Consider the following 24,113-nt stretch of genomic DNA (forward strand, 5'->3'; position numbering starts at 1 on the left):
GGCAAAAAGCCCGGGGTTTCGCGTTTTACTCGAAAAGCGCGCCAAATCTGGACTTTTTCGATGTGAGGAGGTATGATAGGTGCACAGGATTGTGGTTCAAGGGCGACCTCGTGTGGAGGTTCGCGTTTTTGACCCGGGAGCCCGCGTCAGGACCGGGCTCAAAGGAGTGCCCTTGATCCGCCGAGATCGTCGGCGGCCCCATTGAAGCTGCCTGCCACAGCGCCCGTCACGCTGCGCCAGGTTGCTTGATCCGCCGAGATCGTCGGCGGCCCCATTGAAGCTGCTCCACGTATGTGGGATGGGCGCTCCGGCAAGCTTGATCCGCCGAGATCGTCGGCGGCCCCATTGAAGCCCAACCATGAGCAAGTCGCCAGACGGCCCCGTGGCCTTGATCCGCCGAGATCGTCGGCGGCCCCATTGAAGCCAAGAATACACTTGCCACTTTCTTTTGCAGCGGCCTTGATCCGCCGAGATCGTCGGCGGCCCCATTGAAGCTATATAGATCGGAAGAGACACAGATCGAAGGCAGGCCTCTTGATCCGCCGAGATCGTCGGCGGCCCCATTGAAGCTCGATATGGGACGGACAAAAAGGACAGTGGGTGGCCAACTTGATCCGCCGAGATCGTCGGCGGCCCCATTGAAGCCTATCCGCCATCCCGACGCTCCTCCTCGTGAATGACCTTGATCCGCCGAGATCGTCGGCGGCCCCATTGAAGCATACTATGTATCCTCGGTCTATGCTCACTGTACGCTGTTCTTGATCCGCCGAGATCGTCGGCGGCCCCATTGAAGCTTATATGGGATCTAAGATACGAATGGGTTTAGAGTGGGCCTTGATCCGCCGAGATCGTCGGCGGCCCCATTGAAGCGTTATTACCAATATAGTCACATAGACGATCCTCATACTTGATCCGCCGAGATCGTCGGCGGCCCCATTGAAGCGGAATTGTATACGAAACTGTGATCAATTCTATTCAACTTGATCCGCCGAGATCGTCGGCGGCCCCATTGAAGCTCGAACAATGTCGCGAAAGACGGAAAGAAAAGACCCCCTTGATCCGCCGAGATCGTCGGCGGCCCCATTGAAGCTTAAACGCTTGGAGTTCAGCGATCTCGACAATCCACTTGATCCGCCGAGATCGTCGGCGGCCCCATTGAAGCTAAACGCTCCTAGAACCCTTTACGCGCGAAATACGCCCTTGATCCGCCGAGATCGTCGGCGGCCCCATTGAAGCGCTGTTGTGGTCCGTCGATGTCTGAAGCATATCACCTTGATCCGCCGAGATCGTCGGCGGCCCCATTGAAGCCCATAAATATCATAGTGATCGAAAACCTTAAACTTAACTTGATCCGCCGAGATCGTCGGCGGCCCCATTGAAGCGACGCCTGCCTCCGGCGTGTCGTACACGACGACGCGATCTTGATCCGCCGAGATCGTCGGCGGCCCCATTGAAGCATTATGGGACAGACGGAAAAAACGCCATTGGGCACTTGATCCGCCGAGATCGTCGGCGGCCTCATTCGTAGCCTGCTCTCCTCTACATGTCTACCGCTGTCTCGCACCATGGAAAAAGCCGCTCCGCATCGGAACGGCCTTCCTGTGCAAACCCATCTCACCGATAGACGTCTCCCCCGCCGGTCCGGAACGCCTCGGCCTTCTCGCGCATGCCTTCGGCGATCGCCTCCTCGGGCTCGAGCCCCCGCTCTTGTGCGTACGCGCGTATGTCCTGCGTGATCCGCATGCTGCAGAACTTCGGCCCGCACATGGAGCAGAAGTGCGCGGTCTTCGCGGGCTCCGCCGGCAGCGTCTCGTCGTGAAAGCTCTCGGCCCGGACAGGATCGAGCGCCAGGTGGAATTGGTCACGCCAGCGAAACTCAAATCGCGCCTTGGAAAGCGCATCGTCCCACTGCTGCGCTCGTGGATGGCCCTTCGCCACGTCTGCTGCGTGCGCGGCAATCTTGTACGCGATCACGCCCTCCTTCACATCGTCCCGGTTGGGCAGCCCAAGGTGTTCCTTCGGTGTCACATAACACAGCATCGCGGTGCCGTGCCAAGCGATCATCGCCGCGCCGATGGCCGATGTGATGTGATCGTAGCCCGGCGCGATGTCCGTCACGATGGGCCCCAGGGTGTAAAAGGGTGCGTCATGACACAGCTCGCGCTCGCGCACGACGTTCTCTTCAATGAGGTGCATCGGAATGTGCCCAGGCCCCTCAATCATCACCTGGACGTCGTGGGCCCACGCCTGCTTCGTCAGTTCGCCGAGGGTCTCGAGTTCGGCGAACTGGGCTTCGTCGTTCGCATCCGCAATCGATCCCGGCCTCAGGCCGTCGCCGAGCGAAACCGAGACGTCGTACGCGGCCAGAATCTCGCAGATTTCGTCGAAGTGCGTATAGAGAAAGTTTTCTTTGTGATGGGCAAGGCACCACGCAGCCATGATCGATCCGCCGCGCGAGACGATGCCCGTCACGCGGTTGACCGTGAGCGGGATGTACCGAAGCAGCACGCCGGCATGGATGGTGAAATAATCGACGCCTTGCTCCGCCTGCTCGATGAGCGTGTCGCGATACACTTCCCACGACAGATCCGGAATGCTCCCGCCCACCTTCTCCAGCGCCTGGTAGATGGGCACCGTGCCGATGGGCACGGGGGAATTGCGCAGGATCCACTCGCGCGTCTCGTGGATGTGCCTGCCCGTCGACAGGTCCATCACCGTGTCGGCGCCCCACAGGATGGCCCAGCGCATTTTCTCTACCTCTTCCTCGAGCGACGAAGAGACGACGGAATTGCCGATGTTGGCATTGACTTTGACGTGAAACTTCCGCCCGATGATCATGGGCTCCAATTCCGGATGATTGACGTTGGCCGGAATGATGGCCCGTCCGCTCGCCACCTCCTGGCGAACAAACTCCGGGTCCATCCCTTCGCGGATGGCCACAAACTCCATTTCCGGCGTGACGATGCCGCGTTTCGCATAATGCATCTGCGTGACGATCCGGCCGGGTTTTGCGCGCCGAGCTTGACGGCGGAAAGGGACAAGTGTCGGATCCACGTCGGTCGGCCGAGTGGGTTCCTTCCACTCCGTGTCTCCGCGCTCTTCGATCCAAGTCGCGCGAAGTGCTGGAAGCCCGCGGCGTGGATCGACGTCCACATCGGCGTCCGTATAAGGACCGCTGGTGTCGTAGACGCGCAGGGGCGGGTTGTCCGTGCTCTGGGAAGGAGTGCGCGTTGGCTCCAAGGTCACTTCTCGCATGGGAACGCGTAAATCTGGCCGCGAGCCTACGGCGTAGACCTTTCGACTTGAAGGAAAATACGGGGCAAAACCTGTGCTCATCTTGATTCACCCTCCTCGCACGGGAGGGGCGGATGGGGCGCTCATGGCCGTAACCTTTGGGGAATTCGCAGGGGTTCTAGCGCTTGCCACAGCAGACCAGAAGCTCGGCTCCACAAATGGGGGAAACAGGCATGAAGAGCGGTCCTGCGCCGCAAGCACCGAATCAATCGCGTCTGCACGCAATCCAACATCCCTACGCTGGTATTACCCAGATCAGGTCCGACGGTCGGCAGCTCCAAAGCCGCCCTCTCAGCCCGGTGTCACCGAGCTCCCGTTTGTGCAGAATTCAGTTTCATCATAGGACTTGTATGCCTCAGGAGCAACCGGTATTCCGAACTTTCGAATTCAAGCGCTCAAATCCAGATGATAGACCGACGCCAATCTATTGCCCATGCCGGGCGCAACTAAAAAAGCCGCGCGCAGGGTTTGCGCACGGCTAAGCGTGATTTGTGCCGTTTACGACGCTTTCGCCTCCACCTTGCGGTGATTGGCGCGTTCGCGCCGCGGAGAAATGAGAAGATACACAATCCCCGTCACAATGGGCGCCGCGTACGCCGAGACATCGGCTCCCCCGAACCACGCATTGGTGAGCGGGCTCTGCCACAGCGCACTATTGACGGACAGGAACGTCGCCACCGCACCGACCACGAACGCGAGAATTGCGCGCCAGTTAAATCCCCCGTTGTACCAGTACACGGACGACGGTGACGTATCGACGAGATCGTCGGCAGCATAACGTCCGCGCACAACGAAGTGGTGAACGATGTAAATCGCCGCCCAGGGCCCCATGACCGTGATCATGAGGTCGAGGAAGTTCTCAAAGAAGTCCACGAAGTTGTTGGAGAAAAACAAGGCATAAATACCGATGGCCGTGCAGATGGCGCCGTCCAACGCGACCGCAAAATGGCGTTTCAAACGGATTCCCATGGACAAAAAGCTCATCCCGGAGCTGTAAGCGTTCAGGTAGTTAGCGCAGACGTCGCCGAGCACCACCACAATCAGGAACGGAATTGCAGCCCATTCTGGAATGGCCTTTGCAATCGCCATCACCGGATTTTCGGAGAAAGTTTTGGCGTTGATTATCGTGCCGAGCACCACGCCAAGACCCATCATGATGAAGTTGGCAAGCCCTCCGCCGAGGAAGGTCGCCCATACCATTCGGCTCGTCTTAGTGTCCTTCGGCAGATAGCGGGAGTAATCAGCGGCGAAATTCGCCCAACCGTAGAACGTGCTCGCCAGCCCGACGGAGAGCGCGAGCAAGAACGTCGGGAACACACCGTGCGCTGCAAGCGCGCTCGCGGGAGGATTGAAGTTCCATTTGACGTCGGGCAATACGGCGAAGAGCACGAGCACCGTGCACGCCGCAAGAACGATAGCAAGGACGCGCTGCATGACCACGAGCGTCGCGTGCCCCAGGATAGGCACCAGATACGTGAGAAAGAGCGTGATGACGAGCGCAACGAGCGTCGGTCCAACGCCTGTCGATGGCAGGCCAACATACTGCGCGAGGCTCAGCATCGCCCAGACCGTGAGCACCATGGTCACGCTCTCCCAGCCGACGGCAGTAAACCAGCTGAAAAACGCCGGAATTTTGCCGCCGTGCACCCCGAATGCCGCGCGAGAGATGGTGAGCGTCACCGTTCCCGCGCGCGGGCCCGTCGCCACGTACAGTCCGAGCGCCGCAAACGAGATAGAGCACAGGAGAACAATCAACAGGCTCTCCCACACGTTGAGTCCGAAGACGCCGGTGAAGAGCTGCCCGGTCACGACACCGGTGAAGGTCAGGACTGCAGCAAACCACACATAGAATAATTCTCGAGGCATTCCATGCCGGCGATGCTCCGCGATGATGCCGTTGCCCTCTGTCTCAAGCCGAAATGCCTCGTCGACCTGCGCCGTATGACGAAGCTCGTCCGCGGTGGCCATGGGCCGAACTCCCCCTCTATTGAATGATGAAAACAAAAAAGACCTCGGGCGACCGAACCTGGAGGTTCGTCTCGCCAAGAGGCCGTTGACGGAGAGATCGGGCACGCGGCCACCCACGGCGATCGATGGACTCGATTCTCGCAGGGGCAGCCAGCGCGGCACCGCTCTATGACAACGGCCTCGTAGCGCAAGCGATTTTCGGTCGCTTGGTAGAAACTGCCGAGCCATATTCCCGGCATTATACGAGGCCTTTTCGATCACACGCCTAGTGTATCGAGCGCTGACACGCGAATCAATGGAAGTTATCTCACACAGGCGGCGAAACGGTGACGTTTGTGCAATTGTTACAAATTCGACACGAGGGTTTCGTTCGGGCGATCTTTCGACGTGATCGTGAGATACGCGACAAGCACGACGATGAAGAGTGTCGTGACGAGCGCAACGGCCCCTCGGCCAAACCCGAGCCCCCCGTATGCTTTCTCGACGCCCAGCCAGTCCGCGAAGGAAGCGCCAAGCGGCCTCGTCATGACATAGGAGAACCAAAACGCGAAGATCTCATTCATACCCGCCCAGCGCTTCAGCAGGAAGGGCGCGCCGAACAGCACGATGAACAGAATGCCAGAAGCGAAGTACCCGAGGTGAAGCGTCGTCGCCGTCATATCCCCGCACGCCGTTCCCATGGCAAAAGTGGCAAGAACCGCAGCCCAGTAGAACAGCTCTCGGCGCCGCGTCACAATGCTGTGAATGTCGAGCGTGCGCTCCGTGCGATACCAGGTGATAAATACCGCGGCCAGGAAAATGGCAAACGCAGAGGTCGAAGCCCAGTAGGGCACCCCCAGGACGATGTGGATGGCGTCGGCCACCATGGTTCCAAACACCGCCACCATCGTCACGAAGGTCCAATAGATGTAGGGAACATATCGCTTGGCGCGGTATTGAAACCAAAAGGCAACCCCAAACGCGACGGCGCCGAGCAGCACCGCCAAGTACTTGTTGAGGTGCAGGACCAAGAAGTCCGAAGTCGCTTCTCCCATCGCCGTCGTGAGGAGCTTTACAATCCAGAACCACACGGTGATCTCGGGCACCTTGCTGACCATCGGGCGTATGCGCCGCGTACTCACGCGCGCGGTGGACATGCGAATCCCTCCTGTGCAGGCGCCTCACAGGCGCCGTCCGTTCCAACGGTCATGGACGCCCGAGGGGAGCCGCAGGTTCAACGCGATCTCGGCGTAAACAGCGCGAGAACTTCCGGTGCGTAGCCGCGCCGAGCTCCCTGGCAGCTGATGGCGCGGCGGACCTGGAGTTGACGGCACTCTGCACGGCGGTACGCCCGCTCCGTAAAAGGCGTCAGGTGGTTGGAGATGAGCACCGGAATCCCGCGGTCGGCGAGTTCCTCCGCAATGCGGGCGAGATCGCGCTGTTCGCCTTCCCCGAAGCCCTGTGCCGCGTACTGGCGAAAGTTTGCCGTCTTCGACAGCGGGACATACGGCGGATCGCAATAAACCACGTCGCCGGGCTCCGCCATGCGCATCACCGCGCGAAAATCGACGCAAAGGAACTCCGCGCGCCTCGCTTTCTCGCGAAAATATCGCATCTCGCCCTCGGGAAAGTAGGGGCGCCGGTACCTTCCAAACGGCACGTTGAAGCGCCCTTCCGTGTTGTATCTGCAGAGCCCGTTATACCCGTGGCGATTCAGGTAGACAAACAGGACGGCGCGGCGCACCGGATCGCGGGAGGCATTGAACTCCTCCCTCAGCGCATAGTACGCCTCAGGACAGTTGTTCTCCGGAACAAACAGCCGCCTGCAGTCCTCGATGAACGCCTCGCCGTACACGCTCAACGCGCGGTACACGGCGATCACGTCCGCGTTGATATCCGACAGCACATAGGCGTCGTAGCTCGTGTTCAGAAATACAGCCCCAGAGCCGACAAACGGCTCTATCAGCCTCCGGCCAGGTGGCAGCGCGCGCTGAATGTATGGTAGAAGGCGGTACTTGCCTCCCGCCCACTTCAGAAATGGCTTCATGCACGCCGCCTCCTCGTCGCGGCCGCGCGCGGCGGCTCATCTCCCCTCATTCTAATCGGAGTCAGATCCGCCGTCTACCGCAAGAGGAAGACGAGATCGATCTCGGCCAAGGAGTGGATCGATGCCGGAGCTGGCGGAGGATCGATGCCTTATTCCACATCATACCCAGCCTCTTCGACGGCAGCTCGAATAGCAGAAACCGGCGTCGAATCGGCGTGGGTCACGACAGCCTCTCCCTTCTCAAGGCTGACGTCCACTTGGGAGACGCCTTCGACGGCGGACAGCGCGCGTGTCACAGAGCGAACGCAGCCGTCACAAGTCATACCCTTGACGCGAATCGTCGTGATGGCCATGGTCTCACCCCCTCTCCGGGCCGCATGTTCGCGGTGAGAGTCACAGCTTCGTGAACTGGCGAAGCACCTGAATGAGCTCGTCCACCTTCTCCTGTTCGCGGTCCCGCTGCTGCAGTGCCTCCGCCACACAGCCCCGTGTGTGAGACTCCAGGATCGACAGCCCCACCTGATGGAGCGCACTTTTCACGGCGGCAATCTGAACGAGAATATCCACGCAGTAGCGATCTTCCTCCACCATTTTCTGCAACCCGCGCACTTGGCCTTCGATTCGGCGGAGGCGCCGGGCCAAGTCGGCCTTCATAGGTCCATAGCTGTGCGTGTGTTCGTGCGATTCTTCCACGTTTCCCCCTCCGGAGCAGAGCCGCCGCGCGAGCGGCATTCGTCTTCTCAATCTGTATTGTATACCACACCCCTGTAAGGTATCCAGCCTCAGTTATGCGATCACGCCCCAACGCACGCGCGCAATCGACCGATTTCGCGCGTGATCGACAGGAAAGCTTGTCCTGGCCTGCTCAATGGGTTATGCTGGTGTCAGAATACCAAAGCCTGTAGGGCATCCGAACGCCGCGATGCGACGGGTCACCAGTCCCGCAAACGGCACAGGAGCCTGACTTCCTCGAAGTGCACAGCCATCCAGAACGACAACGACACCCAGAACAACCTCAGGCACGTTCTCAATTGCGAAAACTCCCTTGGATTTAACCCACCAAGAATGCGTTCAGCCGAACTTGCTCACGGATTTCGACAGCAGGTAGCAAGGAAGCGAAAAGATGTATTTACACAACATGTATAGTTATACAGATACAATAGAATTCATTATTTGCTTTCCTTTTTATCTATTCTCTGATACAATCGCGCACAAACAAACCTCTTCGAAAGGAATGTGGGTCGACTTTCCTGCGGCCAACCTGACAAAATGTCCGGTCTGATGGATGTCGTGAGATTCTCATTCGTGAAAGGGGAAGAGATGCATGGCCAATCTGGAGTACACCCTCACCGAGAGCGGCACGATTCACATCGCGGAGGACGTGATTCAGACCATTGCAGGCGTAGCGCTGTCGGAGATTGACGGCGTGGCGAAGATGGCTGGTTCAGCCGTGAGCGGCCTCGCCGAGCAGATCACGGGCCGTCGCAACCTCACACGCGGGGTGAAGGTGGAGTTCTCCAACGAGGAGCAGGCGTGCACCCTCACAGCCCAGGTGGTGTTGCGCTACGGCGTCCGCATTCCCGACGTCGCGGCTCAGATTCAGGAGCACGTGCAGGCGTCGGTCGAGCAGTATACGGGACTCCGCGTCGCCGCAGTGAACGTGCACGTCGTGGGATTGTCGCTTCGCGACGAAGACGATGAAAGCGATGGGTTTGGCTTGCCGGGCAAGGTTTCCAATCTGATTCAACAAGGAACGGATCTCGTGAAACAGGGCTACGATACGGCGAAAAACAAGGTTCAGTCCGCCGCACAGGCGACCAAAGACGCGGCCGCTGACGCCATCGGAACGGCGAAGGAAAAGACACAGCAAGTCATGGACGCGGCGGCCGACAAGGCGCAGCAGGGTATGGAGGCCGTGAAGGACACGGCGCAGTCCGCATACGAAGCGTCGAAAGACGCGGCGCAACAAGGCGCCGAAACGGTGAAGGACGCGGCGAATCGGGCGGCGGAAGCCACCAAGGATGCGGCGCAGAAGGCAACCGAGGCGACGAAGAACGCGGTCGAGCACGTGAAAGACAAGGTGGGTTCAAGCGCGGAGCCTGCCACCCCTTCGGAGGCGCGGGTGGAAGACGCGAAGCAGACCGTGAAGGAAGGCGTAGAATCAGCGAAGGACGCCGTCCAGCGCGGATTGGAACAAGCCAAACAAGCTGTGGAACGGGGCGCCGACGCGGCGAAGGACGCGACGGATCGAGCAGCCGACAAGGCCAAGGAACAGATGCGCGAGTAACGCGAAATGACACTTGGGGGGAATGAAGGTGAATCTGTTTGACCGCTTGCTCTTGTTCGTCCTGTCCGTCGTGGCACTGGTCCTCGGCGTCGCCGTGGTGCTCGTCGGCGCGGCTGTTCCCATTGGCTGGGCCCAAATGGAACTCACCCGGCACCCGTACAACATCGTGACGATGGTGGTGGGCGGCGTGACCGCCCTCATCGCCATCCGGTTCCTGTTCTTCCGGCGGCGGCGGGATCCAAAGCTGGACTCCGTGATGGTGGCGGGCGATCACGGCCCCATCCGCATTGCGTATGACACCATCGTGCAGTTGGCCAACCGGCGCGGGTCGCAACTCAAGGGCGTGGCCTCATTCGAGACGGTCGTGCGCCAGGGCCAGGGAGGACTGGTTCTGACGTTGCGCATGCGCGTGCTGCCGGACATCGACGTGGCTGCGCTCGCCAAGGAAGCACAGAACGCAGTCAAGTCGTACCTCGAGGAGACCACGCATGTCCCCGTGGAGCGCGTCCTCGTCCAGGTCACAGAGCTCGGCGACAACAACCGATCCATGCGGGTTTGGAGTGGTACCGGTGCGTGAGACACTGAGGGAAGCCTGGGAATGGTTTGTGACGCTGCCTCATCGGTATCATGGCCTCATGCTGGGCATCGCTGTGTGGATTGTGTGGATGATTGTGGGATTCTGGCACATGGTGCTGCTCGCCGTGTTGGCAGCCCTGTTCTATTGGTTCGGGCGCCTCTGGGAGCAAGAAGGCTCCATCGCCGGGATTGCGGAGCGGCTGCTGGCTCAATTGGCCAGTCGCAGGCGCCCTCGCGACGGCATGTGATCGCGAAAAGCCGCCGAGCCTGTGCTCGGCGGCGTGTTTCGTCTTCGTGCTTCCGTCAACGGTTGGCATCGCCGAAGTCGACGCCTTGGACGAACACATGGATCTGCGTGTTGTCCATGCCAATGTACCGATTGAGCGCGTCCGCCACACGCTCCTGCACGTTCACCGAGGTATCGTAGATGTTGACGCCGTACTGCACGATGATGTACAGGCCCACCTTGACGTCATCGCCATTCGGACCAATTTGGACGTCCACGCCGCGCTCCAGATTCTCACGCCTCAGCACCTCGTTCAGGCGATCCATCACCTGGCGGCGCGGGGCCATGCCGGCCAACCCGGGGCACTCCAGCGCGGCCATGCCGGCGATCTTCGCGACGACTTCTTCCGCAATCTGCACCTTACCCAGGCTGGTCTCCACCGTCTTCGGCATCCTATCACTCCTACAGGATTCATAACTTTCCTCTATTGTACCATGTATTTTGGCATGTCGCAAAGGATTTTTCATCGATTTCAATCCAGTGCTCGTACATCGAAATCTTCCGGCACATCTGGCGAAACTGTGCTACAATGAGAACCACATGCGAATGTCGGCCATATCGCGGCCGCAGAGGGGATTTTCATGAACGACGCGCTCCGCTTGAAAATTTGTGATCTCCTTCACGAAAACGCGAAACTCAGCCCTGAAACCATCGCGCGCATGCTCGGCGAGACGCCGGACGTGATCGAAAGCGCCATCCGCGAATTGGAGCAGGAGAAGATCATCCTGCGCTATTCGGCTGTCGTCAACTGGGATAAGCTCCCTGTGAATCAGGTGACGGCCGTGATCGACGTCAAGGTGCTCCCCCAGCGGGAGGTCGGCTTCGACGCCATCGCGCGCAAGATCTATCGCTTCGATGAGGTCAAATCCGTCGCCCTCATGTCAGGAGGTTATGATCTCCAAGTGACGGTCGTAGGCCGCGACATCCGCGAGGTCTCTCGATTTGTGTCCGAGAAACTCGCGACGCTCGAAAACGTCACGTCCACGGCGACGCACTTTCTGCTCAAGACGTACAAATCGGATGGCGTCATCTACGACGATACAGATGGAGAAAGGCGACTGATGATCACGCCATGAACACGCTGTATGACCGTTTGTCGCCCGTCGTTCGCAACCTCGCCCCGTCCGGCATCCGCCGCTTCTTCGATCTCGCCAGCCAGATGCAAGATGTCATTTCGCTCGGCGTCGGCGAGCCCGATTTTGTGACGCCTTGGCACGTCCGCGAGGCGTGCATGTATTCGCTGGAGCAGGGTTACACCACGTACACGCCCAACAGGGGGCTCCCTGAACTGTGCGTGGAGATCGCCAAATACCTCACGAAATTCGGGCTGGCGTACGATCCGTCTCACGAAATCCTCGTCACCGTTGGGGGCAGCGAAGCCATCGATCTCGCGCTTCGCGCGATGGTGTGCCCGGGCGATGAGGTCCTCATCCCCGTGCCAACGTATGTAAGCTACAAGCCGTGCGCGCTGCTCGCGGGCGCCGATGTGGTGGAACTGCCCACCTACGCGGAGGACGGATTTCGACTCACCGCAGATGCCCTGGAGCGAGCCATCACCCCGCGCAGCAAGGTGCTCGTCCTGTGCTTCCCGAACAATCCGACCGGCGCCGTGATGGACAAGGAGGACCTCCAGGCCATCGCGGACGTCGTCCGCCGCCACGACCTGTTTGTGGTGTCCGACGAGATTTACGCGGAGCTGACCTATGGCGGCCAGCACGTGAGCATTGCCGCCATCCCTGGGATGCGCGAGAGGACCGTGGTGGTGAGCGGCATGTCCAAGGCGTACGCCATGACGGGCTGGCGCATCGGCTACGCGGCCGGCCCAGAGCCCATCATCTCAGCCATGCTCAAGATTCACCAGTACACCATCATGTGCGCGCCCCACATGGCGCAGCGGGCCGCGCTTGAGGCGCTACGAAACGGGGACGACGAGCGGGATCGCATGGTGGAGAGCTATGACAGGCGGAGAAAACTCATTGTCGCGGGTCTGAACGAAATCGGGCTTCCGTGCCACGAGCCGCGCGGCGCGTTCTACGCGTTCCCCGACATCCGCCCCACCGGGCTCAGCTCGGAGCAGTTCGCGGAGCGCCTGCTTCTGGAGCAGGGCGTGGCCGTGGTCCCCGGCAATGTCTTTGGCGATCCCGGCGAGGGGTTTGTCCGCTGTTCCTACGCCACCTCCGTGGAACTGATTGAAGAAGCGCTCCGGCGAATGCGCGCGTTTGTGCAAAACCTCGCGTATCACCCGGTGCGGTAGATCGCGGCGCAGGCGCGCCGGTGGAGCGCACGGCACAGCCAAAGCGCGCTGTGCAGCTGTCCTCCGCGGGCGCGACCTGCGCCAGCCCAGCGCTCTCATACCGTCTCCTCGACCGGAACCGCCGCGGCGCGCTTCACGTCACGCGCCAGGAGGGCTCCGGTCACGCCGATGGCCGTGAACAGCACAGGAATGAGCAAGCCCACGTGGAACCCGAGGGCGCGATCGCCCGGAAACTGGTCGAGGGCCGCGCCGAACAGTGAGGGCAGGAGCACGGCGCTCACAAACCCGCCCATGTTGGCAAAGCCGGATACCACGCCGACGCGCTCGACGGGAAACGTCTGCCGGACGATGGCGAACGTCAGCGAACTGCCGCCGTTGCCAAAGCCAATCAGGGCGAGCAGGACGGGCACAAGGGCAAACCATGGGCGCATGCCCATGGCAAACCACGCGAGCCAACTCAGGAACGTGACGGCGTGCACGAGCGCGTAGAGCCGCTTCACCTGGCCAAATCGGCTGGCGAGCCAACTGGTGAGCGGCCCACCGACCATGGCGCCCACAAGCCCCACCATGATCATGGCGCTAGCCGCCGATCTCGCCATGTGAAACACCTGCATGAAGTAGGCCACACCCCACGATCCCATGAAGCCCACGTACGTGCCGACGAGGCCGAAGTGACACATGGCGAGCGCGTACGCCTGCCGCGAGGTGAACGTCTGGCGGATGGCCTCGCCGACGCTCGCCGGGCGCACCGGCTCGCCCGCCCGCTGAATCTCCCCCGCAAACATTCGCCTCGGCCGTCGCACCAACACCGCATAAAGCGCCACGCAAAGTGCGAACAGGATGAGGCTCACGCCCACAAACAGGCTGCGCCAGCCCCACGCGCGGATCCAGAGCGCGTACGGCACGGTCGCAGTCAGAGATCCGAGCCCCGCCCCGACGCCGATGACGCCGAGCAGCGCGACGAACTCCTGCGCTCGAAACCATTCGTTGATGACGGCGACCAGGTTGACGAAGATGGTGGCGTCTCCCACGCCCACAAGAAAGCGAGCCACAAACAACACCCACGCGTGCGGGGCCACTCCCGTGAGCAGCGTGCCGAGGGCGTTGATCATGGTCCCGACGATCAAAAATCGATTCGGCCCAAACCGATCCGCCAAGATGCCGACTGGCACCTGGAGGATGGCGTACGCCAGAAACTGAACGCTGTCCATCAGGCCGAGCGCGCCAGCCGAAATGTGAAACTGGTTCATCCACTGGTTTGTCACCAGTCCCGGGGCCGTGCGCTGACTGACGATAAGGTAATACGCCGCGAGCGCGGTGAAGAATACCACCCACCGGTATGGGCTTTCCTGACGGGTCAATCTCGTCACTCCCTCGATAAACGAGAGAAAACGGAGGCCCGACAACGCCTCCGTTCACTCATCTTCCGCGTTCCATTGTATCGCGCGACCAGCGGATGGGCCAGTCGGCGAGTGACATCACTTGCGCATCGTGCTGATGTCGATCACGAATCGATACCGAACGTCCGACTTCAGCACGCGCTCCCAGGCCGCGTCGATCTCGTCCGCCGAGATGGTTTCGATCTCAGGCGTCACCCCGTGGTTCGCGCAGAAGTCGAGCATCTCCTGCGTCTCGCGGATGCCGCCGATGCAGGAGCCCGCAAACGTGCGGCGCTGCGTGATGAGCGCAAACGCGTTCACCTCGAGCGGCTCCGGCGGCGCACCGACATTGACCAGCGCGCCATCGGTCTTCAGAAGGCCCAGATACGCCGTGATGGGGATCTGCGCCGAGACGGTGTTGATGATGAGATCAAACCGGCCGGCGAGTTGGCGGAACGTCTCGGGGTCGCTCGTCGCGTGGTACGCCTTCGCCCCGAGGCGCAGCCCATCTTCCTTCTTGCGCAGCGACTGGGACAGCACGGTGACTTCGGCTCCCATGGCCTTCGCGAGCTTTACAGCCATGTGACCGAGCCCGCCCAGGCCGATCACGGCGACTTCCTTGCCAGGTCCCGCCTGCCAGTGGCGCAGTGGCGAGTACGTTGTGATGCCCGCGCACAGAAGCGGCGCGGCCTTGTCGAGAGGGAGTGCGTCGGGAATGCGAAGGACGAAGTCCTCCTTCACCACGATGTGCGTGGAGTACCCGCCCATGGTGTACTGCCCATAACGATCGACGCTGCCGTAGGTCTGGATGTTGCCCTGCACGCAGTACTGCTCGTCGCCGCGCCTACAGTTCTCGCATTCGCCGCACGAGTCGACCATGCAGCCGACGCCGACGCGATCGCCCGGCTTGAACTTGGTCACCTGGGTGCCGACTCGCGACACGACGCCGGTGATCTCGTGTCCGGGGACGAACGGATAGCGCACCTCGCCCCACTCACCGCGGGCCGCGTGGATATCGGAGTGGCAAATGCCGCAGTACTGAATCTCAATCAGCACATCGTCGGGCTGAAGTTCGCGACGCTCAATCTCGATGGCGTGAAATGGACTCTCCTTGCTCAACACACCGCGAGCCTGTGCCTTCATGTGAAGACCTCCTCGCTTCCCTATTACACATGGATGTAGTAAGCTGCAATCGTGTACCATTGTAGCGCAAGCCGGGCTTTGCGCGATGGACACATCGAGTCGCGCTGCGCATTAGTACACACTCTCGACAACGTTGTTTCGAATCCGACGCTGTGTTTTGCGAATGCCCATCATGCATGCAATGAGGAGGCATCGGTTTCCCCTATGGACCGCCGTGTGCTGAAATCGCGCCAGGCCATTCGCCAGGCGTTTGTGGCCCTCATGAAGGAGAAGGATTTCGATCACATCACGGTTCAGGACATCACCGACCGCGCCAATGTGAGCCGAAAAACCTTCTATCTGCACTTTCTCGATAAATACGACCTGCTGGATCGCGTCATCGAAGACGCCATCCGCGAGATGGATGAGTTTGGCCAATGCGTGTGCGAGCTCGACTGGGTTCCCGCCACGGAACATTGCTTTCAGTACCTGGCGGATCGGTACGACTTCTTTGGCACCATGCTCACGCAGGCAGGCGCTCCGTACTTTCGCCGGCGATATGTGGAATCGTGTATGACCTCATTCCGAGAGGAGATTCGCAAAGTCGTGGGGCGCCATCCCCTGCCGGAGGAGGATGCCATCCTTCAGTTCGTGGTGCACGCCTACGTGGGAACGGTGGAGTGGTGGTTGCAGCAGGGGATGCCCCACTCGCCCAGGGTGATGGCGGATCGCGTGGGGCGCATGCTCGAAGCGGTTTACGCACAGCTGCCGTCGCTGCGGCAACCCGTGCAGACGAGCGAGAAGTCGCCCACCTCGCTCACCAAGCTCGAGGCCGGCGCGTGATGGCAGATGGCGCTCCCCCTCCTCGGGCGTCGAGCGGCGGAGAGGGAGCGTCGGCGATGCCCGCAGATCACGAAAGGGCCAGGATGGCTTCTCCCAGAACGTCGACGATGCGCTGCACCTCGGCCTCGGAGACCACGAACGGCGGACACAGGGTGACGACGTTGTTGCCGCCCGGCGTGGTGTCCCCGTTTTTCCCGACGATCACGCCGCGCTGCCGACACGCCGCGACCACGCGCCCGACGAGTTCTGGCGCAAGCGGCGCCCGCGTCGCGCCATCTTCCACCAATTCCACCCCCGCCAACAGGCCAAACGCGCGGATGTCGCCCACGTGTGGCAGGCCCTGCAGGCGTTTCAGTTCCGCCGCGAGCAGATCCCCGAGGATTCGAGCGCGATCGACCATGTTCTCTCGCTCCATGATATCGAGCGTCGCGAGGCCCACCGCGCAGGAGGCCGGATGGCCGCCAAAGGTGTTTACGTGGCGAAGATGCGCGTACGCCTCGTCCCTCGCGAACGCCTCCTCAAACAGTTCCGCCCGAACCGCCGTCGCCGCGAGCGGGAGATAACCGCTCGTGATCCCCTTGGCCATGGTGACGATGTCGGGGCGCACGCCATAGCGCTGATGCCCAAACGGCGCGCCCGTCCGCCCAAAGCCGCAGATCACCTCGTCCACGATGAGCAGCGCGCCGTGCCGGTCGCAGATCTCGCGCAGTTTGGGCAAGTACCCGTCGGGCGGCACCAGGACACCGCCGCCCGTGATGACGGGCTCGGCGATCACGGCCACGACCGTCTCGTCCACTTCCCATCGCATCACGTCGTCCACGTATTGCGCGCACTCCATCGCACACGTCGACGGCTCCTTTCCAAACGGGCAGCGGTAGCAATCCGGCGGCGGAACGTGGACGAAACCGGGCGCGAGTGGCTCATAGCGAAACTTGCGGTCAAACTGCCCCGACGCGGCGAGTGCCCCCATCGTGTTCCCGTGGTACGCGCGGTACCGGGAGACCACCTTCCATCGGTGAGGCTCGCCTCGTTGGGCATGGTACTGCCGCGCAATTTTGAAAGCCACCTCGTTCGCCTCGGAGCCGCTGTTGGAGAAGAAGATGCGGTACTCGCCCCCAAGCCACGTGGAAAGCCGCTCCGCCAACGCGATGGCGGGCAGGTGCGTGTGAGTCAGCGGATAATACGGCATCTCCGTCATCTGACGATAGGCCGCCTCTGCGAGCTCCTTTCGCGAATAGCCCAGGTTGACACACCAGAGCCCTGACATCGCGTCCAGGTACCGGCGCCCCTCGGCGTCGAGAACGTATGCGCCGTCGCCGCCAACCACCGCCATCGGGTGCCTCGCCGCCTCGTGCGCCACCATTCCGTGCCACACGTAGCGCCTGTCCTTCTCAAGCCACGCCGATGCGCCCGCCTTCAGCACCCCATCTTCGACCGCCATGACCATCCCTCTTTCGCGTCCTTGGATGAATCAGGTTGAGACCAGTGTATCATACGTCTCTGGCCTGCGATCCCGGTAGAATTGCCAGGTCTCGCGCACCTCGCGAATGACCTCACGGTCCATATCCGCGATGACAATCTCATCCTGGTCTCGAGCAGCTACCTTCACGAAATTTCCCCGCGGATCGACGAGATACGACTGCCCGTAAAACTCCCCCATGTTCCATGGCGCTTCCCAGCCTACGCGATTGATGGCACCCACATAGTAGCCGTTTGCCACCGCGTGCGCAGGCTGTTCCAACTTCCAAAGGTATTCGGACAGCCCTGCAACCGTTGCGGACGGATTGAACACAATCTCGGCACCGTTGAGGCCGAGAATGCGGGCTCCTTCCGGGAAATGACGGTCGTAACAGATGTACACGCCCACCTTCCCGTACCGCGTGGCGAAGACAGGATATCCTCCAGTGCCAGGCTTGAAGTAATACTTTTCCCAAAACCCCGTTTCCGGACGGTCGCCAGCCTGCACGTGTGGAATGTGGTGCTTCCTGTACTTCCCTAAATAAGTTCCGTCCGCGTCGATCACGGCCGCTGTATTGTAGTAGACCCCGGGCATCGCTTCCTCATATAGTGGAACCACGAGCACCATCTCGTGCCGCTTGGCCACCTCCTGCATCCGTTGAACCGTGGGTCCGCCTGGCACAGGTTCGGCAGCCTGATACCACTTCGGCGACTGTTCCGCGCAGAAGTACGGAGCAAAAAACAGCTCCTGCAGACACGCAATCTCGGCTCCCTCCGCGGCAGCCTCCTCGATCATCGCCACGTGCTTCTCAATAGCCGCCTGTTTGTGCTCCTCCACGCTTCGATCGCCGGGAAGCTCATGCTTCGCTTGAATGAGCGCAATTCGGACGTACCTCGACACTTGAGCCCCTCCTCGCTGTCATGGGTGTGCGCTGACACTCGTCAATGGATGCGCCCCGGCGAGTTCAGCCATGGGAACCATCTCAATGCATGCAACCGGACACACCGCTTCGCAGAGATTACAACCCACGCACTCATCCACCAGCACACTCGGCACGCGGGCCTCGGCATCACCCGGTGCGATGGCTTGATGAGCTGCGTCCAGGCACGCGATGTAACACTTGTAGCAGCCGATGCATCGGTCAGCATCGATAGCAGCCACTACACGGTGGTCGAGATCGAGCGACCCAAACGGCACATAGTTCGGCAGCGCCTTCCCCACGATATCGCGCACGCCACCAATTCCATTGTCGTCCAGAAAGCGGTTCAGGCCGTCGACCAGATCTTCGATGATGCGAAAGCCGTGTTGCATCACCGCCGTGCACACCTGCACCGCCCAAGCCCCCAGCAATAGGAACTCCACTGCGTCTTGCCACGTGGCAATGCCGCCAATGCCCGAAATGGGCACGCCGACGGTGTCGTCCTTGGCACACTCAGCCACCATGTACAGCGCAATGGGCTTGACCGCGGGCCCACAGTACCCGCCGTGCGTCCCGAGCCCCGCAACCGTTGGCCGGGGCACGCACGCCTTCAGATCCACACCGATGATGGAGTTGATGGTGTTGATGAGACTGATGGCGTCCGCTCCGCCTGCCACCGCGGCCCTTGCGGATGCGCGAATGTCGGTCACATTCGGGGTCAGTTTGGCAATGACAGGCACCGTCGCAGCGGACTTGACCCACGAAGTTTGGCGCTCAATGAGATCCGGGTGTTGCCCGACAGCTGCGCCCATCCCGCGCTCCACCATGCCGTGCGGACAGCCGAAGTTCAGCTCGATCCCGTCCACGCCCGCATCCTCGACCTTGCGCACCGCTTCTTGCCACTGCTTCTTGTCCGGTTCAATCATCAGGGACGCCACGACAGCTCTATCGGGGAATCGGCGCTTGACTTGCCGAATTTCCGCCAGATTGTCTTCGAACGGGCGATCCGAGATGAGTTCGATATTGTTGAAACCCACCATCCGCTTATCTGCAAGATGAAGCGACCCGAAGCGCGAAGACACATTGCGCACCGGCCGATCCGTGAGTGTCTTCCATACAGCCCCTCCCCATCCCGCTTCAAACGCGCGCTCCACCTGAAAGCCCGTGTTAGTGGGAGGAGCGGACGCGAGCCAAAAGGGATTGGGCGAGCGAATGCCTGCCATTTCGACCGTCAAGTCGGCCATGCAGATCCCTCCGTCGCTAGTCCATGTTCAACACGCCGCGACCGTGCGTCTTTCAGCATAGCTAGCGCAGCCCGTTTCCCTTGTTCAACGGCAACAACGACCGTTGCTTCTGCACCTTTCCCGCTCCACACGCAGTCTCCAGCGGCATACACCTTGGGGCGACGCGTGCGCCCTTGTTCATCCACTGTGACGGCGCCGTCGCGGTGCGGGACTTGGAAGGCGTCGAGCAGATCCCATCGACGCGCTTGCCCAATGGCGACAATGACCTGATCGGCCGACAATCGCTCCTCACGTTCCGCAAGTCGCCATGCACCGGACGGATCGAGCTCAGTCTGACGGCATCTGACTTCCTGGACCGCGCCCTCGCCGACGAATCTTACGGGCATTAACTTCCAGCGGAATTGCACACCTTCCGATTTCGCAAACGCATACTCGAAGCGATATGCCGTCATTTCCTTCTCCGAACGCCGGTATACGATGGTCACGCGTTCCGCACCCAGGCGGCGCGCCGTGGTCGCAGCATCCATCGCGGTGTTTCCCGCTCCAATCACCACCACCTCGCGGCCCGCACGCGCGCGCCCCTCCTTGGCCATCCGGAGAAACGTGATGGCGTCCATGACGCCATCAAGCTCTTCGCCCTCGATGCCCAACCGTTTACCTGCGCCAAGCCCGCACGCGAGCAGAACACCGTCGCACGAATCCACAAGCTGTTCGGGTCGCACATGCATCCCCACGTCCACCCCTCTTTCGAAACGAACACCCAGCGAGAGAATCATCTCCGCTTCGGCAACTGCCACGCCCTCCGAAAGCCGAAACGGAGGAATGCCGTACGTGTTGAGACCTCCCGGAGATTGTTCACGCTCGTAGACAGTGACCTGCGCACCGGCGAGCGCGAGTTCCCTCGCGGCAGCCAGGCCCGCCGGCCCGGCGCCAATAATGGCAAATCGATACGGAATGGGCTGAGACGGCGGATCATACAGCGCCACACCACGCTCGAGTACCGCATCCGTCGCGTACTGTTGCAGACGGCCGATTTCCACAGGTCGCGAGGATTTCCCCCAAACACAAGCGCCTTCGCACAGTTCGTCCGTCGGACACACCCGCGCGCAACTCGAACCAAGCGGGTTCGCGTCAAAAATGGTCTTGGCCGCGCCCACTCGGTTGCCCGACGCAATTTTGCGAATGAACAGCGGAATGTCGATCCCGGTCGGGCAGGCCCGAACACAGGGCGGATCCTCGCAGAACAGGCACCGCGCGGCCTCCGCCATCGCTTCCACGTCGCTTATCGTCGAAGACCAAGGTCCTTGGACGGCCTCTGCACCCATCATCTGCGCCACCTCCATTCGCCCGTTCATGCGTCGACGAGTTCCGCCTGAAGCTGGCGCGAGTCGAACGGCGCTTTCTCCCCGTACGCGGCGGAATACGGGCTGCATGGTACAAATCGCCCGTCCTGCAAGGTACCCACGTGCTTCCCCTCTTGGACGATCACGTTTCCTCGAAGCAGGACCCATTGCGGCTTTCCCTGCACGACAAACCCTTCGTACGCGTTGTAGTCGCTGTTTTGATGCTGCGTTTGTGCCGTGATCGTGGTGCTGCCGGACGGATCGTAGATGAGAAGATCCGCGTCTGCGCCCACGGCGAGCGTCCCTTTTCGCGGGTATAGGCCCATCAGTTTTGCGGGCTGGGTGGAGATGAGATCCACCATGCGAGACAACGAGATTCTTCCTTGGCACACGCCGTAGGTGTAGATGAGCTGCACCCAGTTTTCAATGCCATTCAGTCCGTTCGGGATCTTGCGGAAGTCGTCTCTGCCCATGTGCTTTTGCTCGCGGAAATTGAACGAGCAGTGATCCGTCCCGATGGTCTGCAGAACGCCTTCGGCCAAGGCCGTCCAAAGCGCCTCCTGATGCGACGCATGGCGGAGAGGAGGCGAACACACGTACTTGGCACCCTCAAATCCAGGCAGCACCAGATAAGATTCGTCGAGCAGCAGATACTGTGGGCAGGTCTCTCCGTACACGCGCTGTCCACGGTGACGCGCCCGCCGAATCTCTTCCATTGGCTCGCGCCCAGTCACGTGCACGATGAAGAGCGGTGCGTCGGCGAGTTTCGCGAGCGCAATGGCTCGCCGCGTCGCCTCGGCCTCCACTTCCAGCGGACGACTTTCTGCGTGATATCGAGGCGCTCGTTTGTTGGCTTCATACAGACGATCTTGCAACAGCACGACCGCATCTCCGTTTTCTGCGTGTATCATGACGAGCGCACCGACCTCGCGCGCGGCCAAGAGCGTCTGGAATAGCGCCGTATCGTCCACCATCATCTCGCCCTTGTACGCCATGAACACCTTGACGGTTGTGACGCCGCGTTTCACTGCCTCGGGGATTTCCGCAATCACCTCCGGCCGAGGGTCCGTGATGGCAACGTGAAGGCCATAGTCAATGGCGGTGCGACCATCGGCCTTGTTTCGCCATGTTTCAATGGCCTCCACCAGCGTGCCCCCACGCCGCTGAATGGCGAAGTCCACAATCGTTGTAGTGCCCCCGATAGCAGCCGCAATCGTTTCCGTGTCCCAATCCGCGCTCACTGTGCCGTTGAACGGCATTCCCATGTGCGTGTGCTCGTCGATGGCGCCGGGCATGACGTACATACCCGGCGCATCGATGATGTGAGCTTCGCCCGAAGGCCTTACAACACCCACCTGGCGGATGACGCCGTCCTCAATCCACACATCTCCTGCAAACACGTCCGACGCCGTCACAATCATCCCACCGCGAACCCAAACTGCCGTCACGTCGCTCGCCTCCTGCCTACTCGATGTCCCCGACGAGCCAGTCGTCCTCGTGGCGCACCGGATCTTCACCCAATGTCATGAGCATCGCGTAACAGAGACCTCCCACGAAAAGCCCCAAGAACCAAGAGTAGTTGTACAATTCCGACAGCGAAGGCGCCAGCAGCCCGATGAACGATGCCAAGAGCCCTGCCCCCAACGAAACCAAGGCCTTTGGATTCCATCCGGCGCGGTAGCGGAACCCGCCGTCCGCCGTGTAAAAGGCGTCGACTTCGTACTGCCGCTTTCGCACCAAGTAGAAGTCCGCCATCATGATGCCTGCAACAGGTCCCAGCCCACCTCCTATCGCATTCAGCACGCTGAAAATGACACCGGCGTTGTCGTACCACGCCCAAGGCGCAAACAGAAATCCCACGACAATCGCAATGAGCCCTGCTCGCACGAAGTTGAGCCGCTTGGGGAACATGTTGACGAGATCGTAGGCGGGCGACACGAGATTGGCGGCGACATTGACCGACAACGTAGCGACGACGAGCGCGAGACAACCGAGCACCTGCACCACTGGACTGTGAAAATGGCCGATGAGTTGAACCGGGTCAATCACGGCCTTGCCGAACGCGATCAAGGTACCCGAGGTGATGACGATGCTCATGAACGAGAACAGGATGGCCGTGCCTGGAAGTCCCACGGCTTGCCCGACCACCTGGTCCTTTTGAGAACGTGCAAAGCGCGTGAAATCCGGGATATTCAACACGAGCGTGCTCCACGAGCCGATGAGCCCCGTCACGGTGAGTCCGAATACACTCCAAAACTTCGCGCCGTGCAGTCGAGACGGCTCCGAGAACGCCGGTCCGAACCCGTGGGCGACGGACAACGCCCAGCCGACAAGTCCGAGCCCCAGGACAATGACGAGTGGCCCAGCCCAGAGTTCGAAGTGGCGAACCCGTTCAATGCCATGCGACACGATCCACGCGTGTAACAGCCAAAATGCGAGCACAGCAATCAGCATGTTCAAGCCCATGCCGATGACGTGGTGAGCGCCGAGGTGATTCCAGCCGGGAATGAGCGCGCCGAGAACGGTGGACAGCGCCTCGCTGCCGGCGTACGCCTGAATCGAGAACCAAAAGATGGCCACGAACGCCCGGAAAAACACGGGTATTTGAGCACCTCGGTGCCCAAACGCGGCCCGAGCGAGCACGGGAAAAGGCAATCCATATTTGGCTCCCGCAACGCTGTTCAGGCACATCGCGAGGATGAGGATGGCGTTGGCCACCACCACGGTGAAGATGGCTTGCGAAACGCTCATGCCAAGCCCCAGGAGACTCGCGGCCGTCTCGTACGAGACGATGTTGTGCACCATGCCCATCCACACGGTGGTGAAGTTGACCCAACTCCACGTCTTTTTCTCGGGAGAAACGGGGGCCAAGTCCTCGTTGTATAGCGACGGATCGTACGGCTGTGTGAACGACGTCACGCTTTCGACCGGTTGCGCCACGGATTCTCTCCCCTTTCGAAATCGAGAATGTGATCTTGCTTCGAATCTTAGTGAGAGAACCGAACATGAGCAACCAGATATGTAATGTTATCTTACCTAGACTGTGTTTTCGTGCGATGTTTCCGAAGTGACCCTTCGACGTTTGTGCGCCATTCACAACCCAAATGTCATGC

Annotated in this window: 21 protein-coding genes, 1 CRISPR repeat array and 2 riboswitches; of the genes, 6 read left to right on the top strand and 15 right to left on the bottom strand. The window is 60.8% G+C overall.

The window, feature by feature from the left end:
• Nucleotides 1–171 precede the first annotated feature (171 nt).
• A CRISPR array of direct repeats spans nt 172–1,528; the repeat unit is 37 nt; unit sequence CTTGATCCGCCGAGATCGTCGGCGGCCCCATTGAAGC.
• 86 nt (nt 1,529–1,614) lie between these two features.
• The 6 genes from thiC to AMA01_RS01660 form a co-directional block, all read right to left on the bottom strand.
• Nucleotides 1,615–3,336, bottom strand: a complete 1,722-nt coding sequence (gene thiC / locus AMA01_RS01635) for a phosphomethylpyrimidine synthase ThiC (protein WP_067846330.1) — start codon at nt 3,334–3,336, stop codon at nt 1,615–1,617.
• A gap of 173 nt (nt 3,337–3,509) precedes the next feature.
• Nucleotides 3,510–3,621: riboswitch (TPP riboswitch) on the bottom strand.
• A gap of 171 nt (nt 3,622–3,792) precedes the next feature.
• Complete coding sequence (locus AMA01_RS01640; protein ID WP_067846333.1) at nt 3,793–5,262, bottom strand: purine-cytosine permease family protein; 1,470 nt, start codon at nt 5,260–5,262, stop codon at nt 3,793–3,795.
• A 163-nt stretch (nt 5,263–5,425) separates the two neighbouring features.
• Nucleotides 5,426–5,528: riboswitch (purine riboswitch) on the bottom strand.
• 78 nt (nt 5,529–5,606) lie between these two features.
• Nucleotides 5,607–6,398, bottom strand: coding sequence for a COG4705 family protein (locus tag AMA01_RS01645; protein ID WP_067846337.1), 792 nt, complete (start codon nt 6,396–6,398; stop codon nt 5,607–5,609).
• A 77-nt stretch (nt 6,399–6,475) separates the two neighbouring features.
• Complete coding sequence (locus tag AMA01_RS01650) at nt 6,476–7,288, bottom strand: Dam family site-specific DNA-(adenine-N6)-methyltransferase (protein ID WP_067846340.1); 813 nt, start codon at nt 7,286–7,288, stop codon at nt 6,476–6,478.
• A 149-nt stretch (nt 7,289–7,437) separates the two neighbouring features.
• Entirely contained in the window at nt 7,438–7,641 is a 204-nt protein-coding gene (locus AMA01_RS01655) for a heavy-metal-associated domain-containing protein (protein ID WP_067846343.1), read from the bottom strand.
• Nucleotides 7,642–7,681: 40 nt separating this feature from the next.
• Nucleotides 7,682–7,981: a metal-sensitive transcriptional regulator gene (locus AMA01_RS01660; RefSeq protein ID WP_067846346.1), complete on the bottom strand. Its 300-nt coding sequence runs from the start codon at nt 7,979–7,981 to the stop codon at nt 7,682–7,684.
• 631 nt (nt 7,982–8,612) lie between these two features.
• Between AMA01_RS01660 and AMA01_RS01665 the strand changes: the two genes are divergently transcribed.
• From AMA01_RS01665 to AMA01_RS01675, 3 genes are read left to right on the top strand one after another with little or no spacing between them, the layout of a single operon-like run.
• A complete protein-coding gene (locus AMA01_RS01665; protein ID WP_067846349.1) occupies nt 8,613–9,575 on the top strand; it encodes an Asp23/Gls24 family envelope stress response protein in 963 nt (320 codons plus the stop codon).
• 22 nt (nt 9,576–9,597) lie between these two features.
• Nucleotides 9,598–10,152, top strand: a complete 555-nt coding sequence (amaP, locus tag AMA01_RS01670) for an alkaline shock response membrane anchor protein AmaP (RefSeq protein WP_231862775.1) — start codon at nt 9,598–9,600, stop codon at nt 10,150–10,152.
• The gene (locus AMA01_RS01675; protein WP_067846352.1) at nt 10,145–10,399 is read left to right on the top strand and encodes a DUF2273 domain-containing protein; all 255 of its coding nucleotides are present in this window, start codon (nt 10,145–10,147) and stop codon (nt 10,397–10,399) included. The genes amaP and AMA01_RS01675 overlap by 8 nt, the downstream gene beginning before the upstream one ends.
• A 55-nt stretch (nt 10,400–10,454) precedes the next feature.
• Here the strand turns inward: AMA01_RS01675 and AMA01_RS01680 are convergent, their stop codons facing one another.
• Nucleotides 10,455–10,829 (bottom strand): Asp23/Gls24 family envelope stress response protein, encoded by a 375-nt coding sequence (locus AMA01_RS01680; protein WP_067846355.1) that lies wholly within the window; start codon nt 10,827–10,829, stop codon nt 10,455–10,457.
• Nucleotides 10,830–11,018: 189 nt separating this feature from the next.
• Between AMA01_RS01680 and AMA01_RS01685 the strand changes: the two genes are divergently transcribed.
• A complete protein-coding gene (locus tag AMA01_RS01685; RefSeq protein WP_067846358.1) occupies nt 11,019–11,513 on the top strand; it encodes an Lrp/AsnC family transcriptional regulator in 495 nt (164 codons plus the stop codon).
• A complete protein-coding gene (locus AMA01_RS01690; protein ID WP_067846361.1) occupies nt 11,510–12,691 on the top strand; it encodes an aminotransferase class I/II-fold pyridoxal phosphate-dependent enzyme in 1,182 nt (393 codons plus the stop codon). The genes AMA01_RS01685 and AMA01_RS01690 overlap by 4 nt, the downstream gene beginning before the upstream one ends.
• Before the next feature lie 95 nt (nt 12,692–12,786).
• Here the strand turns inward: AMA01_RS01690 and AMA01_RS01695 are convergent, their stop codons facing one another.
• Complete coding sequence (locus AMA01_RS01695; protein ID WP_307188446.1) at nt 12,787–14,061, bottom strand: MFS transporter; 1,275 nt, start codon at nt 14,059–14,061, stop codon at nt 12,787–12,789.
• Between the two features lie 108 nt (nt 14,062–14,169).
• Nucleotides 14,170–15,213, bottom strand: coding sequence for an NAD(P)-dependent alcohol dehydrogenase (locus AMA01_RS01700; RefSeq protein WP_067846364.1), 1,044 nt, complete (start codon nt 15,211–15,213; stop codon nt 14,170–14,172).
• Between the two features lie 204 nt (nt 15,214–15,417).
• On the opposite strand from AMA01_RS01700, the gene AMA01_RS01705 reads away from it, so the two are divergent.
• Nucleotides 15,418–16,035, top strand: coding sequence for a TetR/AcrR family transcriptional regulator (locus tag AMA01_RS01705; protein WP_067846367.1), 618 nt, complete (start codon nt 15,418–15,420; stop codon nt 16,033–16,035).
• A gap of 67 nt (nt 16,036–16,102) precedes the next feature.
• On the opposite strand, the gene AMA01_RS01710 is transcribed toward AMA01_RS01705, so the two are convergent.
• From AMA01_RS01710 to AMA01_RS01735, 6 genes are read right to left on the bottom strand one after another with little or no spacing between them, the layout of a single operon-like run.
• A complete protein-coding gene (locus tag AMA01_RS01710; RefSeq protein WP_067846370.1) occupies nt 16,103–17,476 on the bottom strand; it encodes an aspartate aminotransferase family protein in 1,374 nt (457 codons plus the stop codon).
• Nucleotides 17,477–17,506: 30 nt separating this feature from the next.
• Nucleotides 17,507–18,394 (bottom strand): nitrilase-related carbon-nitrogen hydrolase, encoded by an 888-nt coding sequence (locus AMA01_RS01715; protein ID WP_067846373.1) that lies wholly within the window; start codon nt 18,392–18,394, stop codon nt 17,507–17,509.
• 18 nt (nt 18,395–18,412) lie between these two features.
• Nucleotides 18,413–19,657 carry an NAD-dependent dihydropyrimidine dehydrogenase subunit PreA gene (gene preA / locus AMA01_RS01720; RefSeq protein WP_067846376.1) on the bottom strand — a complete coding sequence of 415 codons (1,245 nt, stop codon included), beginning with the start codon at nt 19,655–19,657 and terminating at the stop codon, nt 18,413–18,415.
• Nucleotides 19,645–20,985 (bottom strand): FAD-dependent oxidoreductase, encoded by a 1,341-nt coding sequence (locus tag AMA01_RS01725; protein WP_156468395.1) that lies wholly within the window; start codon nt 20,983–20,985, stop codon nt 19,645–19,647. Before AMA01_RS01725 ends, preA begins: the two co-directional genes overlap by 13 nt.
• A 23-nt stretch (nt 20,986–21,008) precedes the next feature.
• The gene (hydA, locus tag AMA01_RS01730; RefSeq protein ID WP_156468396.1) at nt 21,009–22,448 is read right to left on the bottom strand and encodes a dihydropyrimidinase; all 1,440 of its coding nucleotides are present in this window, start codon (nt 22,446–22,448) and stop codon (nt 21,009–21,011) included.
• Nucleotides 22,449–22,464: 16 nt separating this feature from the next.
• Nucleotides 22,465–23,940, bottom strand: a complete 1,476-nt coding sequence (locus AMA01_RS01735; RefSeq protein ID WP_231862776.1) for an NCS1 family nucleobase:cation symporter-1 — start codon at nt 23,938–23,940, stop codon at nt 22,465–22,467.
• Nucleotides 23,941–24,113: the final 173 nt, after the last annotated feature.

This window comes from Alicyclobacillus mali NBRC 102425 (assembly GCF_001570745.1).
In the GTDB taxonomy this organism is placed as follows: domain Bacteria; phylum Bacillota; class Bacilli; order Alicyclobacillales; family Alicyclobacillaceae; genus Alicyclobacillus; species Alicyclobacillus mali.